Genomic DNA, 15657 nt, shown 5'->3' on the forward strand with positions numbered 1-15657 from the left:
TCAGCCCGACGGACCGACTCCCGGCGCCGATCGCGGGTACGGCGGATCGGGTGGGTATGGCAGGTACGGCGGGGGCCAGGGCGGAGCGACCGGCGGTCGCCACGGCTCGACAAGCCGGGCCGCCCGCCACCCGAGCAGCAGCCCCGGCACGACGGCCAGCCCGGCGAGCGCCACGGCCGTCCAGGCGTACACCGGCCGGCCGTAGAGCCATCCGGTCAGCGGCAGCCCGGCCAGCACCAGGGTCAGCACGGCGGCCAGCAGCACCTCCACGATCCACCGACCCGGCGCCCCCCGTGCCCAGTTCGGAGCCAGCGCGAGCGACGTACCGCCCACCAGCAGGACAGCGCAGGTCAGGGCGGCCACCGGCACGACCAGGTCGTCGGAGAGCCAGATCGGGATCATCGTCATCGCGACCAGGAACAGGAGCGACAGGAGAGCGATCGGCAGCGACCAGCCGAAGCCGGCGGCGTGGCCGGCCCGCATGCCCGACACGACAAGCACGAGGACGGCCAACGTGAACGTCAACATCACCGCCCGCAGCGGATCGTCGTGCCGTTCCGAGGGCGAGATCGCGTCCAGCGACGGCGGGCTCCGCCCCCACCGGTCGTCGGTGAAGCCGATCCGCCGCCATTTCCCGTCGGTGCCCCGCACCGCGAAGCCGTCCCGACCGTTGGCCACGAGCACGACATGTCCCCCACCGTCGGCGTCCAGCACGGCGAGATCCTGGCCGGCGATCCGCTCCCCGCGCGGCCCGGGCTCGGCGTAGCGGGCTTTCAACAGCTCCCGCTGCTCCTCGGTGACCTGCCAGGACAGTCGCCAGGTCCGGCCCGCGTCGTCGCTGGTCTCGACCCGGATCCGGCCGGGCACCAGCCGGTAGCAGAGCCGAGGCGCGGCCACCGAGCATGCCTGCCGGGCGGGTTGTGCGAGATCTTCCGGCCGCGACGGCAGGAGCGCCTTCTCGGCGGCGGTCGGATCACGCCACGTCACGCCGGCGTCATCGCTCATCCGCCAGTTCGGGAGGCGGCCACTGGGGTCGCTGCCCAGGCTCTCCCCGATGCCCGCCGCCAACCGGCCGTCGACCACCGTCGCGTCAATCGCGTCGGGATACCAGACCGCGCTGGTGGCCGCCACCGCGAGGGTCGCCGCCGGCAGCAGTACGAGCAACCGGACCAGCCGGGTGGCGCGGCGTCCCACCGGGTCACGACGGGCCCGCCGCCACGCCCACGCGGCCACCGCGAGGGCCGGCAGGGCGAGCAGGTCGGTGCGGTCGGCCCGGACCAGTGACGGTCCACTGACCGCGGTCCACAGCTGCGAGGCGGTCGTCGCGGCGTACCCGCTGGTCTTGACCAGGGCGAAGCCGACGCCGACCGAGCCGAGCGCCACCGCGGCGGCGACCCCGACTCGGAGCCGGGGCACGACGAGCGTGACGAGCGCGGCCACCAGGGGCGGCGCGAGCACCAGGCCGGCGACGTCGCTCAGCTTGCCGGTGACCGGCCCGGGCCGGGCCGCCTTGAGGACGTGGTCGTTGAGCACCAGGACGACAAGCGCGAGCACGGTCACCGGCTGGCCCAGCCAGGCCAGCGCGATCCGGGCGCCGTCGGACGCGGCTGGCTCGGGACGAGTCATCCGTCCATCGTGGCCGCCGACCGTCTCGGTGCGGCCACGCTGCGGTGTGGATCCAGCCTCACGTGCCGTCGGAGGAGTGGCCGGGGAAGAGGTGCGCGGAGGGATCGATGACCACCGCGGCGTTGTTGACCGCGGTCGCCGCCTCGCCGAAGCCGGTGGCGATCAGGCGGACCTTGCCCGGATATTCGGTGATGTCGCCGGCCGCGAACACCCGCGGCAGGTTGGTGGCCATGGCACTGTCCACCACGATGTGCCGCCGGTCGAGGGTGAGCCCCCACTCGGCGAGCGGGCCCAGGTCGGCGGTGAAGCCGAGCGCGGCCACCACCGTGTCCACCGACAGCGACTCCACGTCGCCGCCGCGTACGGTCAGCTCGGCGCCGGTGACGCGCTCCTCCCCGTACAGCCGGCTCATCTCGGCGTTGACCACGACCCGCACCGGCAGCGCGCGGACCCGCTCGACGGTGGCGGCGTGCGCGCGGAAACGTTCCCGCCGGTGGACCAGGGTCACCGACCGGGCCAGCGGGGCGAGCGTGGCCGCCCAGTCGAAGGCCGAGTCGCCGCCGCCGACGATGAGCACGTGCCGGTCGGTCAGCTCGGTCGGCTGCGGCACGAAGTAGACGATCCCGGCGCCGGTGAAGCTCTCCGCGGCCGGCAGCGGCCGGGGCGTGAAGCTGCCCAGGCCGCCGGTCACCACCACCGCGCCGCAGCTCAACTGCTCACCGCCGGCCAGCCCGAGCACCGGTCGCCCGTCGACGTGCGAGAGCTTCTCCGCGCGTACGCCGAGCAGGTATTCGGGGTGGAACGGCGCGGCTTGGGCGACCAGGTTCGCGACCAGTTCCCGGCCCTTGACGGCGGGGAAGCCGGCGACGTCGAGGATCAGCTTCTCCGGGTACATCGCGGTGACCTGACCACCCGGCTCGGGCAGCGCGTCGATCACGGCCACGGAGAGCCCGCGGAAGCCGGCGTAGTAGGCGGCGAAGAGCCCGGCCGGGCCGGCCCCGATCACGGCGACATCGACCTCGCGCATGGCGTACCGTCACTTTCCGCCCGGGGTGGATCAACGCGTGCTGATGCCGACGGTAGGCGGAGGGGTGGCCGTGGGCAAGCACGTCCCGCCGATGGGCGAACGCGTCGTCAGGGCAGGGTGACCGGCGGTGACCCGAGCCGGTCCGGCGTGTCGATGTCGGAGCGGCGGCGGAACAGGATCGCCGCGACCACGCCGCCGAGCAGCCCGAACAGGTGGCCCTGCCAGGAGATCCGCTCGTCGGTGGGGAGGATGCCCAGCAACTGCCAGCCGTAGAGCAGCCCGACCAGCAGCACCACGGCGAAGTTCCACCAGCTCCGCTCTACCACGCCCCGGGTGAGCAGGAGGCCGAGATAGCCGAAGATCACCCCGCTCGCGCCGACCACCACCGAGGTCGGTGAGCCGGTGAACCAGACGCCCAGCCCGCTCACCAGGATGATCACCGCGGTGGACCAGAGGAACCGGCGGGTGCCAGCGGCCAGCACGAACGTGCCGAGCAGGATCAGCGGGATGCTGTTGCTGTAGAGGTGGTTCCAGCCGGCGTGCAGGAACGGCGAGAAGAAGACGCCGTCCAGGCCCTGGATCCGGTGCGGGATGATGCCGGCGGTGACGTCCAGGTTGAGGCGCAACCCGACGTCGAGCGCCTCGATGAGGAACAGCACCGGCACGACCGCGCACATGGCGACGAAGGCCCGGCCGAGCGCCGCGTAGAACGCGTCCGTGCCGAACCGGTTGGGGTCTCCGCCGCGAGGGCTGTCAGGCCAGGTCACCCACCAACAGCTATCAGCAAATGAACCCGGCCGCCAGTTGAGCGGTAAGACGACGGCGGCGGGACACGCGAATCTCCGCATATCCCGCCGCCGGTCGGCCGGTCAACCGGTCAGTACCAACCCTCGCTCTGCGACTGCTGCCACGCGCCGCAGGGGGTGTCGTACTTGCCCTTGATGTAGTTCAGACCCCACTTGATCTGGGTGGCCGGGTTGGTCTTCCAGTCGTCGGCCACCGAGCTCATCTTGCTGCCCGGCACGGCCTGCGGGATCCCGTACGCGCCGGAGCTGCTGTTGGACGCCTTCGGGTTCCAGCCGCTCTCCTTCTTCCAGAGCTTGTCCAGACAGGGGAACTGGTCGATGCCGAAGCCCTTGTCGAGCATGAGGGCGCAGCCGATCTCCCGGTTGCCGCTGTATTCCGAGCAGGAGGCGGGGATCTTCCCCTCGTACGGCTTGATCTTGGCGTCGGCCTCGGCCTTCGCCGCTTCCCGCTCCTTCTTGCGGTTCGCGGCGGCCTTCTCGGCCGCCTTGGCCCGCTCGGCGGCTTCCTTGGCCGCCGCCGCGGCGCGCAGCTTGGCCTGGTATTCCGCAGCCCGTTGCCGGGACGACTGCACGCGGTGGTGGGCCTGCTGCTCGCGCAGGTAGGTGTATTCGGCTCGGTCGACCTCGCGGCCGACCTGCGCGGTCAGGCCCTCCTGCTGGGTCTGACGATCTTCGCCCAGGTAGAAGCCGCCGGCAACGCCCACGGAGAGCAGTGCGACAGCGGCCGTACGGGCGCCGAACCGGCTCCACAGCCGACTCACGAAGTTTCCCTTCGTCGGAGGCAGGGACGCGGCACCACGCGTGGCCGGGGTTCGGCCGTGCCCGGGTGCCGCGAGCGCCCCGACCCGCCGGTCTCAGCCGACGCACCGGCCCTCGTGGCTCCCGCCACCGTGGCGGAGAATGCTCGACGAGTTTCAGGTGTGAATGGGACTCCAGGGACTGGAGTTGTCGGTGACGCTCGTTGGACACCATCGCGCACGGTGCGGCCGGTGGGAAACCGCAGAGCCCAAAAGTGATCTGCGCCACACCGAAAATGCGGACGAATGTGATCAGCCCGGGATGTCCTCCAGGAGATCGGTGACCATCGCGGCGATCGGAGAACGCTCCGATCGGCTGAGCGTGACGTGCGCGAAGAGGGGATGCCCCTTCAGCGCCTCGATCACCGCGGTGACGCCGTCGTGGCGGCCGACCCGGAGGTTGTCGCGCTGCGCCACGTCGTGGGTGAGCACCACCCGCGACCCCTGGCCGATCCGGGAGAGCACGGTGAGCAGCACGCCCCGCTCCAGCGACTGGGCCTCGTCGACGATGACGAACGCGTCGTGCAGGCTCCGGCCCCGGATGTGGGTGAGCGGCAGCACCTCCAGCAGCCCGCGCGAGGTGACCTCCTCCAGCACGTTCTCGTGCACCACCGCGCCGAGCGTGTCGAAGACGGCCTGGGCCCAGGGCGACATCTTCTCCGACTCCGAACCAGGCAGATAGCCGAGCTCCTGGCCGCCGACCGCATAGAGCGGGCGGAAGACGATCACCTTCTTGTGCCGGCGGCGTTCCATCACCGCCTCCAGGCCGGCGCAGAGGGCCAGCGCCGACTTGCCGGTGCCGGCCCGGCCGCCCATCGACACGATGCCGATCGACTCGTCCAGCAACAGGTCGAGCGCGATCCGTTGCTCCGCCGAACGCCCGTGCAGGCCGAACGCCTCCCGGTCGCCCCGGACCAGCCGCACGGTCTTGTCCGGCAGCACCCGGCCGAGCGCCGATCCGCGCGCCGAGTGCAGCACCAGCCCGGTGTGGCAGGGCAGGCCCGCGGCGGCATCCGCATCGAGCGTCTCGCCGGCGTAGAGCCGGGCGATCTCCTCCTCGGCCAGCTCCACCTCGGCCATCCCGGTCCAGGTCGGGTCGCTGGCCTGGCCGTGGCGGTACTCGTCGGCGCGCAGGCCCACCGAGGCCGCCTTCACCCGCAGCGGCATGTCCTTGCTGACCAGCGTCACCTCGCGCCCCTCGGCGGCGAGGTTGAGCGCCACGGAGAGGATCCGGGCATCGTTCGACTCGTTGCGGAAGCCGGGCGGCAGCACCCCGTCGTCGGTGTGGTTCAGCTCCACCCGCAGCGTGCCGCCCTGGTCGTTGGCGGGCACCGGCCGATCCAGCCGGCCGTGCCGCACGCGCAGCTCGTCCAGCATGCGCAGCGACTGCCGGGCGAACCAGCCCAGCTCGGGGTGGTGCCGCTTGCCCTCCAACTCGGAGATGACCACAAGTGGCAGCACCACCTCGTGCTCGGCGAAGCGGTGGAACGCCGCCGGGTCGGAGAGCAGGACCGAGGTGTCCAGCACGAAGGCCGGGCCCGCTGGTCGAGGCTCCTCGGTGACGGCGGCAGCGGCGGCACGGCGGCTGCGGGTGGTCCGACGGGTCGTGGCGGGCGCGGCCGGGGTCTGGTCGGCACCGGCGGGGGTACGGCGAGTGGTCACAGGCCTGCTCCGCGGATGGGCACCCGGCCACCCGAGTTCCGCCTCTTCCGGTGCCCGGCGGACACGGGGTCGGATGCGGGCCCCGTGCGCGAGGTTCGCAGGTCCGGGCTGTCCGGCTGGCCCGGGAAAACCCCGCGCCATGCCTAGACGCTAATCGCCGTCGGCCCGCGCGGCTAGATGTCCGCGTGGATCATCGGTGAAGACGCCGGAACCAGCCGGGACGCGATGCCCCCTGGGCGCGTCCCGGCCGGCCCGGCCGGCCTCAACCCGACCGGTGGACCAGCGCCCCGGCCCGCGGCCCGGTGGCGGTCGCGCCGAACGAGGAGCCGGTGTACGTGGTGCCCGCGCGGGCCGCCGTTCCGCCGGGCGCGGTGACCCGTACCGCCGGGGCCACGGACCGGGCGGTGACGGCGGCGGGCGCGGCGGTGCCGGCGAACGGCGTGGCCGGACGCCCGACCGACGTCACCACGGCCGGGGTCGGACCGGACAGCGCCGACGCGATGACCGCCTGGGCCTCCCGACGCCTGCGGTTCCACGCGCCCCGGTCGCCGTCGAAGTAGCCCTGCCGGTAGCCGAACCGGTAGCCGATCCGATAGCTGAGCTGGCCGTGCAGCCGGCCGGCGGCGTAGCAGGTGGCGCCGAGCACCAGCACGAGGACGACGGCGAGGAAGGGGCTCACCGCTCGTCCGCCCCGGGCAGCGGGTCGACCACCAGGAGCCGTTCCAGGTCGGCGGTGCTGACCTCCTCGACCAGCTCGACGCTGATCCGGCACCCGTCGAGGATCACCTCGGCCACGGACGCCCGGCGGATCTCGCCGCCGGAGTCGTAGACCCGCACGCTCAGCTCGGGACAGCCGAGATGGGTACGCCAGGCGTCCCACTCCGCCCGGTCGCCGACGCTGAGTGAGAGATAGCGGCACCCCCGGGCGAGGTAGAGGCGCCACGGGGCGCTCAACCCGGCGGAGACTCCGTCCGCGATCAGCCCGAATGCCTGGGCTCGGGTCGCGACCTCGGTCACGAGACCCCCTCCGCAACCGCGGAGTGACGCACGTGAGCACTAACCGTCTCAAGCACGTGACACACCGTAAGTTGTCTCATGGGCGTGACAGTATCAGCTTTTCGGCCGTTTGCCGTCGTACTCGCGTCTATCTATTCTGCCCGGGTGACACCCCTGAAGCGCGGTTCTGGATCGTTTACCGAAGGGCCCGGATTGGCGTCACGTAGGCGTGACACCAGCGTGCCGAGTCACCCCGGCGTAACGGACTGGCCGTACCGTCACGGGGTGACCGAGACGGCCAACGCACGGAAGATCGCCTTCGCCACCTTCGTCCGCCGGGCGCTCGACGACGCCCGCGCCATGCGGGCCTGGAGCGGCACCGAGGTCTCCCGGCGCACCGGCGTCTCCCGACAGACCATCAACCGCTGGGTACGCGGAGACTGGGCCAGCGATCCCGAGGCCGAACGGGTGGTCGCGTTCTGCGAGGGGCTCGGCCTCGATCCGGCCGCCGCGTTCGCCGCGCTCGGCTGGGACCGGGCGACCGGCCCCCGCGCCACCCCCACCCCTCCTCCGATGGACCCGGACGTGGAGGCGCTGCTGCGCCGGCTGGTCGACCCGAGCGTCTCCGACGCGGAGAAGTTCCACATTCGAGAAACCATTCGCTACCTCGCATATCGCCCAACTCTCTCGGCAAATGTCCGAAATAGGGGCAAACAGGCCGGGTAGTTCCTCAGATGGCGAAAGAACGGAAGGTCGGGACCGATCAATTCGCCTCGGGGACGGATCGGACCCGATAGCGTCCACGTTTGTACTGCTAGGGGCTCGTCATCGGCGGGGGGACGGGACACAGCCGAACCCAGCCCTGCGGGACAGAAGGAGGGGTCTGTCCATGACCCTGAAATGGTTGGCAGTCGTGGTCGCCGTGGTGTCGGTGACATCGTGCGTGACCGGCAACGTGGTCGTCGGCGTGCTGAACGGCGGGCAGCTTCCGCTCGTCGTCAATCTGCTCGCGCTCACCACGGCCGGCACGGCGGTGATCCTCGCCGTCGTCGCCGAGTTGCACGAACGGCTCAACGACCGGGTCAGCGCGCTCACCGAGTTTCTGGTGGCGCGACTCAACGAGATCGAGGCGCACACCGGCGACCGGAACACCGGCTTCGTGGAGGGCTACTTGCTCAGCCACGGGCCGGAAGCGGCAGTCGTGCCGTTCGGGCGCCGGGGACGAGGAGCCGCCGAACGCTGACTCCCCGGTCGTCCCGAAGTCACATCTCGGCCACGAATACGCCGCCCGGCGCGGGGTACGCTGACGCGCGTGCCGCCGTTGAATCTGGGCAACCAGCCGCCGAAGACTCCGTTGGACGCCGACCACGCGTGGCGTGCCACCGCCGCCCGCGCCCGTGACGTGGTGCTCTTCTTCGACTTCGACGGCACACTGGCGCCGGTCGACGACGACCCCACCGCCGTCCGGCCCGCGCCGAAGGTGCTCGCCGCGCTGGAGGCGCTCGCCGCCCGCGTACGCCGGATCGCCATCGTCTCCGCCCGCCCGGTGGAGTTCCTCCGCGACCACTTCGGCGGCCTGACCGACGTCGACCTGTACGGGCTCTACGGCCTGGAGCACAGCCACTCCGGCGGCGAGACGGTCACCGAACCGGCCGCCCTGCCCTGGGTGCCGACCATGGCCGAGCTGGCCGAGCAGGCCGAGGCCGAGCTGCCGCCCGGCGTCCTGGTCGAGTTCAAGCGACTCTCCGTCGCGTTGCACTGGCGCACCGCCCCACAGCTCGGCGACCTGGTGCAGGAGTGGGGCCGGGCCCGGGCCGAACGGCTGGGCCTACGCTGCCAGGCCGGCCGCATGGTGCTGGAGTTGAAGCCCCCGGTCGACCGGGACAAGGGCATGGTCATCGGCGAGACGGTCCGGGACGCCGGCGGCGCGTGGTATTTCGGCGACGACGTCTCCGACATCAAGGCGTTCGCCGCGCTCCGCGCCCGCGCCGCCACCGACCCCGACTTCCTCGGCGTCTGCGTGGCCGTGGCGAACCCGGAGACCGGCCACGAGGTGGCCGACGCCGCCGACCTCACGCTCGACTCCCCGGCCGCCCTCGGCGACTTCCTCACCGCCGCCCTGCCCCACCTGCGCTGACCGGGCGGCGGCAGAGGTCAGACCCCGTAGCGGCGTTGCCGGGTGGCGTAGGAGCGCAGGGCGCGAAGGAAGTCGACCTTGCGGAAGTCGGGCCAGTTCAGCTCGCAGAAGTAGAACTCCGAGTGCGCGCTCTGCCAGAGCATGAAACCGGAGAGCCGCTGCTCGCCGCTGGTCCGGATGATCAGGTCGGGGTCGGGCAGCCCCTTGGTGTAGAGATGCTCCGAGATGTGGTCCACGTCGATCATGGTGGCCAGCTCCTCGATCGTGCCGCCCTGGGCCGCGTGCTCCAGCAGCAGCGAGCGGACCGCGTCGGCGATCTCGCGCCGGCCGCCGTACCCGACGGCGATGTTGACCTGCGCCCCGCCGTCGCGGTCCCGGGTGCGCTCCGCGGCGCCCTTCAACGCGGCGGCGTGCTGCGCCGGCAGCACGTCAAGCGCGCCCACCATGCGCAGCCGCCAGGGGTTGCCCTCCTCGGCCAACTCGGCGGTGAGATCCTCGATGATCTGGAGCAGCGGGTCCAGCTCGGCGGCCGGCCGAGACAGGTTGTCGGTGGAGAGCAGCCAGAGCGTCACGTGCCCGACGCCCGCCACGTCGCACCAGCGAAGCAGTTCCTTGATCCGCTCGGCGCCCATCCGGTGGCCGTCGTTCGGGTCGACGAAGCCCATCTCCCGGGCCCACCTGCGGTTGCCGTCGCACATCACGCCGACGTGCGCCGGCACGGGTTTACCCGCGAGCTTCGCCGTCAGCCGGCGCTCGTACACGGAGTAGAGGAGGTTCCGCAGAGTCATCACCTTGCAGGGTAGCGACCCACGGGAAAGATCAGTGCCGCGGTGGCGCATCGCGGGACGGCGCGTCGCCTGTCCTCTCGGTCAACATGGCCTCGACCCGGCCGCTTCAGCTCGGTGTCGACCCCGGTCACGTGGCCGGCGCGGACGCGGCACGGCGGCGGCGATCGCGCCCGGTCACGTGGCCGGACGCGGACGCGGCACGGCGGCGGCGATCGCGGCCAACGTGCGGGCGTCCAGCCGGCCGTCGCCGAGCCCCAACTCCACCACCGTCCGGTAGACCCGCTCGTCCCGGCCGGCCGCGCCGACCGCCGCGTCCACCACCCACCGCCGCCGGGCCAGCCACGCCGCCGCCGAACTGTGCCGCAGGTGGGTGCCGAGCCGGGCACGCAGCATGACCGCGTACCGGCGGGCCGCGTCGGCGGGCGCGACGGCCGCCGCCGTCCCGGCCAACGCGCCGGACCGCAGCGCGTAGAAGATGCCCTCGCCGGTGAACGGGTTGATCAACGACAGCGCGTCGCCGGCCAACAGCACCCGGCCCCGGCCCGGCGCCGGCCGGTGGGTCGAGAGCGGCAGGTGGTGCGCCCGCAGGTCGGTCACCGTGCCCGGATCGACGCCGGGCAGGAGCGCGGCCATCCGGTCCAGCAGGTGCGCGCGGGTCAGCGGCTCGCCGCGCAGCACCTCCCCGTACCCGACGTTCGCGCGCCCGTCGCCGATCGGAAAGGCCCAGGCGTACGCGGGCCAGCGCGCCGCCGACGTGACGATGAGCTGCTCGGGCTGCTCGGGCTGCTCGGGCTGCTCAGGCTGCTCGGGCTGCTCAGGCGGTCTGGGCGGGCTGGACCAGCCGGACGGGCTGGACCAGCCGGACGGGCTGGACCAGCCGGACGGGCTGGACCAGCCGGACGGGCTGGACCAGCCGGACCGGGTGAGCGGGCCGGGAGTGAGTGGGCCGGGAGTGAGTGGGCCGGGAGTGAGTGGGCCGGGCGGCGCGGGCGCGTACCCCCGGATGGCGAGGGCGAGATGCCGATCCGGGTTCACCTGGTGCCCGAGCGTCCGGCGCAGCACCGAACCGGCGCCATCCGCACCGACGACCGCCCGCGCGGCCAGCTCCCCATCCAGCACCACCCGGTCGGCGTGCACCTCCACCCGGCGGACGGCGTGCCGCCGTAGCTCCGCCCCGGCCTCGACCGCAGCCCGGACCAGGCGCGCGTCGAACACCCGCCGGGGCACCGTGTACGCGGGTCGGGGCAGCGCCCGGGCCACCGTGCCGCCGCCGGGGCCGACCAGGCGCAGCGCCGGCAGGGGCGCGTACCCGTCGACCACGCCGGTCACCCCCAGCTCGGCGAGGACGTCCAACGCGTGGGCGGCGATCCCGTCCCCGCACGCCTTGTCCCGGGGAAAGTCGTACCGGTCGAGCAGCAGGACGCGCTCCGCCCCGGCCCGGCGCGCGGCGATCGCGGCAGCGGCCCCGGCCGGCCCCGCCCCCACCACAACCACATCCCACACCCCACCACCACCCATCCCCACATCCTCCCCCGCTCCCCCCACCCACCCCGCTCCCCACGCCCACCCCACTCCCCACGCCCACCCCACTCCCCACGCCCACCTTGATGATCATGAAGTTGACGGCATCAGCAGAGATCAACACGGCGGTCAACTTCATGATCACCGGCCTGTTCTCCGTGAGGGCGGGCTTGGGGCGGCCGTGTTCGTCGATCTTGGACTTGTGGTGCCACGACATGTCGGTTTCGGGGTGATATCGGAGGTGCTGCAAGTCCAAGATCTGCGAAACTGACCGGGGCGCTGAAGGGTGATGCCCCTGGAAGGGCTGGCACTGAGGGGCTGATGGCGGCGGCGAACCACGCACGCGGTCTCCGGGCGTCATCTCGGCCCGGTCCGGCGTTCATGACGTTGGCGATGCAGGGGCTCCACTGTCGCCGCCGACGCGCAGAGCCCCCCGACAGCCCACTCACAGACCACCACCCGGCAGCAACCACCCGGCCCCAGACTCAGACCCGGCCCGGCCCGGCCAGCGGGGTGATCAAGGAGTTTGCGTCCCGGGGCGGGAGCGGCGTGACGCAAACTCCTTGATCGACGAGGTGGGGGTGGGGCGGGTGGGGGCGGGTCAGGGGGTGGAGCGGTGTAGGGAGTACAGGCAGAGGGCGGCGGCGGTCAGCAGCGGGGCACCGTCGCGGACCAGGCCGTCGGAGCCGAGCAGCCACCAGCAGAGCGGGAGGTCGAGCGCGAGTACGCCGAGCGTCACCACCACGAGCGCGCGGCGGGCCCAGCCCTTCCCGCGCAGCAGGAACGCGGTGCAGAGGAGCACCGCGTAGCTGGCCGCGATGCCGGCGCCGATCCAGGCCAACACCACCGGCACGGCGACGAGCCGGCCGTCCAGCAGTGAACCGGTCGCGACCAGCGCCGGCACCAGCATCAGCGGGCTGTAGGTGAACGCCGCGACCCGGGCGGTGAGCAGCCAGCCGTTCGCCTGCGGGCGTTTCGGCGCCACCTCGCGCCAGGCGATCGTCCCGCCCTCGACGACCAGGCCCTTGCGGTGCCGGACCAGGTGCCCCCGGACCGCCTCGGAGCGGTAGAGCAGCACCACCACGGCGACGCAGAGCGCGGTGAGCGCGGCGAAACCCACCAGGCCGGGCAGCGCGGGCACGCCCGCCCGCGGCACGATCAGCCGGCCCACCGCGAAGACAGTGGTCACGGCCAGGATCAACCCGAACGGCCGGGCCGCCACCCGACCCCGGTTGACGTGCCCGATCAGGATCAGGAAGCCCAACGACCGGAGCATCGCCCAGCCGGTGCGTACCGCGAGACCGAACTCCTGCTCCGGGGCGTACCAGTAATTGAGCAGCTCGACCACGACGGTGGCCGCCGCCGTCACGGCGAGCAGCGTGGTCAGCGCCCGGACGGCGGACGGCCGCCGGACCTCGACAGGTTCGACGGCCGTCCTCATGGCATCCGATGTTGCCCGGCACGGGCAACCTACACACCTGCTACTTCTGCGGCTCCGCGTCCAGCCGCGCGCGCAGCGCGTCCAGCTCGGCCCAGAGCACGCCGGGGAGCTTGTCGCCGAACTTCTCGAACCACTCGGTGACCAGCGGCAACTCCCGGCGCCACTCCTCCGGGTCGACCTTCAGGGCGATCCGGACGTCCTCCGGGGTCATGTCGAGGCCGTCGACATCGAGCGCGTCCTGCGCCGGCACCATGCCGATCGGGGTCTCCACCGCCTCACCCCGGCCCTCCAGCCGCTCGATGATCCACTTGAGCACGCGGGAGTTCTCGCCGAAGCCCGGCCAGAGGAAGCTGCCCTCGGCGTCCTTGCGGAACCAGTTGACGTAGTAGATCTTGGGCAGCTTGGCCTCGTCGCCGTCGGTGCCCTTGCCCATCTCGATCCAGTGCCGGAAGTAGTCACCGGCGTGGTAGCCGATGAACGGCAGCATGGCCATCGGGTCGCGGCGCACCACGCCGACCGCGCCGGAGGCGGCAGCCGTGGTCTCCGAGGAGAGCGTGGCGCCCATGTAGACCCCGTGCACCCAGTCCCGCGCCTCGGTGACAAGCGGAACGGTGTCGCGCCGCCGGCCGCCGAACAGGATCGCGTCGATCGGCACGCCGTTCGGGTCGTAGTAGTCCTCGGCCAGGATCGGGCACTGGGTGATCGGGGTGCAGAACCGGCTGTTCGCGTGCGAGGAGAGGTTCTCGCTCTCCGGCGTCCAGTCGTTGCCCTTCCAGTCGACCAGGTGCGCCGGCGGCTCACCCATGCCCTCCCACCAGATGTCGCCGTCGTCGGTGAGGGCCACGTTCGTGAAGACCGAGTTGCCCCGGTCGAGCGTCCGCATGGCGTTGGCGTTCGTCTTCCAGTCGGTGCCGGGCGCGACGCCGAACAGGCCGTACTCCGGGTTGATCGCGTAGAGGCGGCCGTCCTGGCCGAAGCGCATCCAGGCGATGTCATCGCCGATGGTCTCGACCTTCCAGCCCGGGATGGTCGGCTCCAGCATGGCGAGGTTGGTCTTGCCGCAGGCCGACGGGAAGGCACCGGCGATGTGGTAGACCCTGCCCTCCGGCGAGGTGATCTTGAGGATCAGCATGTGCTCGGCCAGCCAGCCCTCGTCGCGCCCCATCACGCTGGCGATCCGCAGCGAGTAGCACTTCTTGCCGAGCAGCGAGTTGCCGCCGTAGCCCGAGCCGTAGGACCAGATCTCCCGGGTCTCCGGGAAGTGCGAGATGTACTTGGTCTCGTTGCACGGCCAGGCCACGTCCTGCTGGCCGGGGGCCAGCGGGGCGCCGATGGAGTGCAGCGCGTGCACGAAGTCGGCGTCGTCGCCCATCGCCGCCAGGACCGACGACCCCATCCGGGTCATGATCCGCATCGAGGCGACCACGTACGGACTGTCGGTGATCTCGACGCCGAACATGGGGCTCTCCGCCTCGACCGGACCCATGCAGAACGGGATGACGTACATGGTGCGCCCGCGCATGCTGCCGCGGTACAACTCCGTCATCGTCCGCTTCATCTCGGCCGGCGCCATCCAGTTGTTCGTGGGGCCGGCGTCCGCCTCGTCGACGGAGCAGATGAACGTGCGCTCCTCGACCCGGGCGACGTCCGTCGGGTCCGTCCGCGCGTAGAACGAGTTGGGTTTCTTCTCGGGGTTCAGCCGGATCAGGGTGCCGCTGGAGACGAGCTCGTCGGTGAGGCGACGCCACTCCTCGTCGGAACCGTCCACCCAGACCACCCGCTCCGGGGTGGTCAGTTCCGCGACCTCACGGACCCAGGCGAGCAGTTTCGGGTGGGACGTCGGGGCCTGATCGATACCCCGCACAACAGCCGGAGCAACCATGTCACATCTCCTTGTGGTCGACGCTGACCGATCTATGGGATGCACGAGTTCTGGCGGGCAAGAGCGCCGCCGTCGTGGAAACCTGGGATTGGACTCAGCGTAAACCGGGCTGCGTCCCCAGTCAGTGGGACTGGTTGTGAAGAACTGCACAAGGTACGCCCACGCTGCGGCTTCACGATCTGATACCCGCTTTCGCGCGCAGTTTCACGCAAATCCTGCGGTGAACCTTCCCGGCGCCGGAGCGGAACACGTTCTCCGCATTCGTACCGTCGGTTACGCTCAGCTCACGGACCGGCGGATCACGCGGGGGGATGCCGGGGCAGCGGCGGCCGGCGGAGGCGACGGCCGCGAGGTTCCCGCCGGGCGACTCGCCGTTGCGGTCGGTCTCGTTCAGGACCAACCGGTACTCTCTGCGAGTGGCCACGACGATGACCGGGGATCAACCGGGGGCTCCACCGACCCGCCGGGGTCCGATCGGAGCCCTGCTCCACCGTTTCGGTCACCTCATCCACGAGTTGAGCAAGTTCGCCACCGTCGGCGGCTTCGCGTTCCTCGTCGACTTCGCGCTCTTCAACTACCTGGCGAGCGGTCGCGGCATGCCCCCGTTGGCTGCCAAGACCATCTCCACCGTGATCGCCGCGACCGTCGCCTTCGTCGGCAACCGGTTCTGGACCTGGCGGCACCGACAGCGTTCCCATCCCGCCCGCGAGTACGCGCTGTTCTTCTTCTTCAACGCGGTGGGTCTCGGCATCGCGGTGGCCTGCCTGGCGATCAGTCACTACGGCCTGGGAGCGCTCTGGCCGGAGGTGTTCCAGACGCCGCTGGCCGACAACATCGCCAGCTTCATCGTCGGCACCGGCCTGGGCACGCTGTTCCGGTTCTGGTCGTACCGACGGTTCGTCTTCGTCGAGGCGGGAACTCTCCCCGTTCCGGCACCGAGCCACGATCGAGAGTCCGGGGCGTGACCCACCGCC

At 71.7% G+C, this 15657-nt stretch carries 14 protein-coding genes and 2 pseudogenes; 4 read left to right on the forward strand and 12 right to left on the reverse strand.

Annotated features, from left to right (window positions below; translation table 11 throughout):
- The 7 genes from O7602_RS24420 to O7602_RS24450 all read right to left on the reverse strand — a co-directional run bounded on the left by O7602_RS24420 (nucleotide 1) and on the right by O7602_RS24450 (nucleotide 6935).
- Nucleotides 1-1626, reverse strand: coding sequence for a hypothetical protein (locus O7602_RS24420; protein ID WP_281584945.1), 1626 nt, complete (start codon nucleotides 1624-1626; stop codon nucleotides 1-3).
- A 58-nt stretch (nucleotides 1627-1684) separates the two neighbouring features.
- Nucleotides 1685-2653: an NAD(P)/FAD-dependent oxidoreductase gene (locus O7602_RS24425; protein WP_281584946.1), complete on the reverse strand. Its 969-nt coding sequence runs from the start codon at nucleotides 2651-2653 to the stop codon at nucleotides 1685-1687.
- A 107-nt stretch (nucleotides 2654-2760) separates the two neighbouring features.
- Nucleotides 2761-3420, reverse strand: coding sequence for a rhomboid family intramembrane serine protease (locus O7602_RS24430; protein ID WP_281584947.1), 660 nt, complete (start codon nucleotides 3418-3420; stop codon nucleotides 2761-2763).
- Nucleotides 3421-3530: 110 nt separating this feature from the next.
- Nucleotides 3531-4220, reverse strand: a complete 690-nt coding sequence (locus tag O7602_RS24435; RefSeq protein WP_281584948.1) for a transglycosylase SLT domain-containing protein — start codon at nucleotides 4218-4220, stop codon at nucleotides 3531-3533.
- Nucleotides 4221-4508: 288 nt separating this feature from the next.
- Nucleotides 4509-5918: a PhoH family protein gene (locus O7602_RS24440; RefSeq protein ID WP_281584949.1), complete on the reverse strand. Its 1410-nt coding sequence runs from the start codon at nucleotides 5916-5918 to the stop codon at nucleotides 4509-4511.
- A gap of 262 nt (nucleotides 5919-6180) precedes the next feature.
- A complete protein-coding gene (locus O7602_RS24445; protein ID WP_281584950.1) occupies nucleotides 6181-6597 on the reverse strand; it encodes a hypothetical protein in 417 nt (138 codons plus the stop codon).
- Entirely contained in the window at nucleotides 6594-6935 is a 342-nt protein-coding gene (locus O7602_RS24450) for a hypothetical protein (protein WP_281584951.1), read from the reverse strand. Before O7602_RS24450 ends, O7602_RS24445 begins: the two co-directional genes overlap by 4 nt.
- Before the next feature lie 264 nt (nucleotides 6936-7199).
- On the opposite strand from O7602_RS24450, the gene O7602_RS24455 reads away from it, so the two are divergent.
- The 3 genes from O7602_RS24455 (at nucleotide 7200) to otsB (ending at nucleotide 9051) form a co-directional block, all read left to right on the forward strand.
- A complete protein-coding gene (locus tag O7602_RS24455; RefSeq protein WP_281584952.1) occupies nucleotides 7200-7640 on the forward strand; it encodes a helix-turn-helix transcriptional regulator in 441 nt (146 codons plus the stop codon).
- A 163-nt stretch (nucleotides 7641-7803) separates the two neighbouring features.
- Nucleotides 7804-8157, forward strand: a complete 354-nt coding sequence (locus O7602_RS24460) for a hypothetical protein (protein WP_281584953.1) — start codon at nucleotides 7804-7806, stop codon at nucleotides 8155-8157.
- 69 nt (nucleotides 8158-8226) lie between these two features.
- Nucleotides 8227-9051 carry a trehalose-phosphatase gene (gene otsB, locus O7602_RS24465; protein WP_281584954.1) on the forward strand — a complete coding sequence of 275 codons (825 nt, stop codon included), beginning with the start codon at nucleotides 8227-8229 and terminating at the stop codon, nucleotides 9049-9051.
- A 17-nt stretch (nucleotides 9052-9068) separates the two neighbouring features.
- Here the strand turns inward: otsB and O7602_RS24470 are convergent, their stop codons facing one another.
- From O7602_RS24470 to O7602_RS24485, 5 genes and pseudogenes are all read right to left on the reverse strand, one after another.
- On the reverse strand, nucleotides 9069-9839 hold the full coding sequence (locus tag O7602_RS24470) for an isoprenyl transferase (protein ID WP_281584955.1): 771 nt from the start codon (nucleotides 9837-9839) through the stop codon (nucleotides 9069-9071).
- Between the two features lie 174 nt (nucleotides 9840-10013).
- A pseudogene (locus O7602_RS31055) lies at nucleotides 10014-10613 on the reverse strand (geranylgeranyl reductase); the annotation flags it as partial.
- 198 nt (nucleotides 10614-10811) lie between these two features.
- Nucleotides 10812-11357, reverse strand: a pseudogene (locus O7602_RS31060) (FAD-dependent monooxygenase); the annotation flags it as partial.
- Nucleotides 11358-11961: 604 nt separating this feature from the next.
- A complete protein-coding gene (locus tag O7602_RS24480) occupies nucleotides 11962-12801 on the reverse strand; it encodes a hypothetical protein (protein ID WP_281584957.1) in 840 nt (279 codons plus the stop codon).
- A gap of 40 nt (nucleotides 12802-12841) precedes the next feature.
- Nucleotides 12842-14683 carry a phosphoenolpyruvate carboxykinase (GTP) gene (locus O7602_RS24485; RefSeq protein ID WP_281584958.1) on the reverse strand — a complete coding sequence of 614 codons (1842 nt, stop codon included), beginning with the start codon at nucleotides 14681-14683 and terminating at the stop codon, nucleotides 12842-12844.
- Between the two features lie 428 nt (nucleotides 14684-15111).
- Between O7602_RS24485 and O7602_RS24490 the strand changes: the two genes are divergently transcribed.
- Entirely contained in the window at nucleotides 15112-15648 is a 537-nt protein-coding gene (locus tag O7602_RS24490; RefSeq protein ID WP_348651342.1) for a GtrA family protein, read from the forward strand.
- Nucleotides 15649-15657: the final 9 nt, after the last annotated feature.

The organism is Micromonospora sp. WMMD1128 (assembly GCF_027497235.1).
In the GTDB taxonomy this organism is placed as follows: Bacteria; Actinomycetota; Actinomycetes; order Mycobacteriales; family Micromonosporaceae; genus Micromonospora.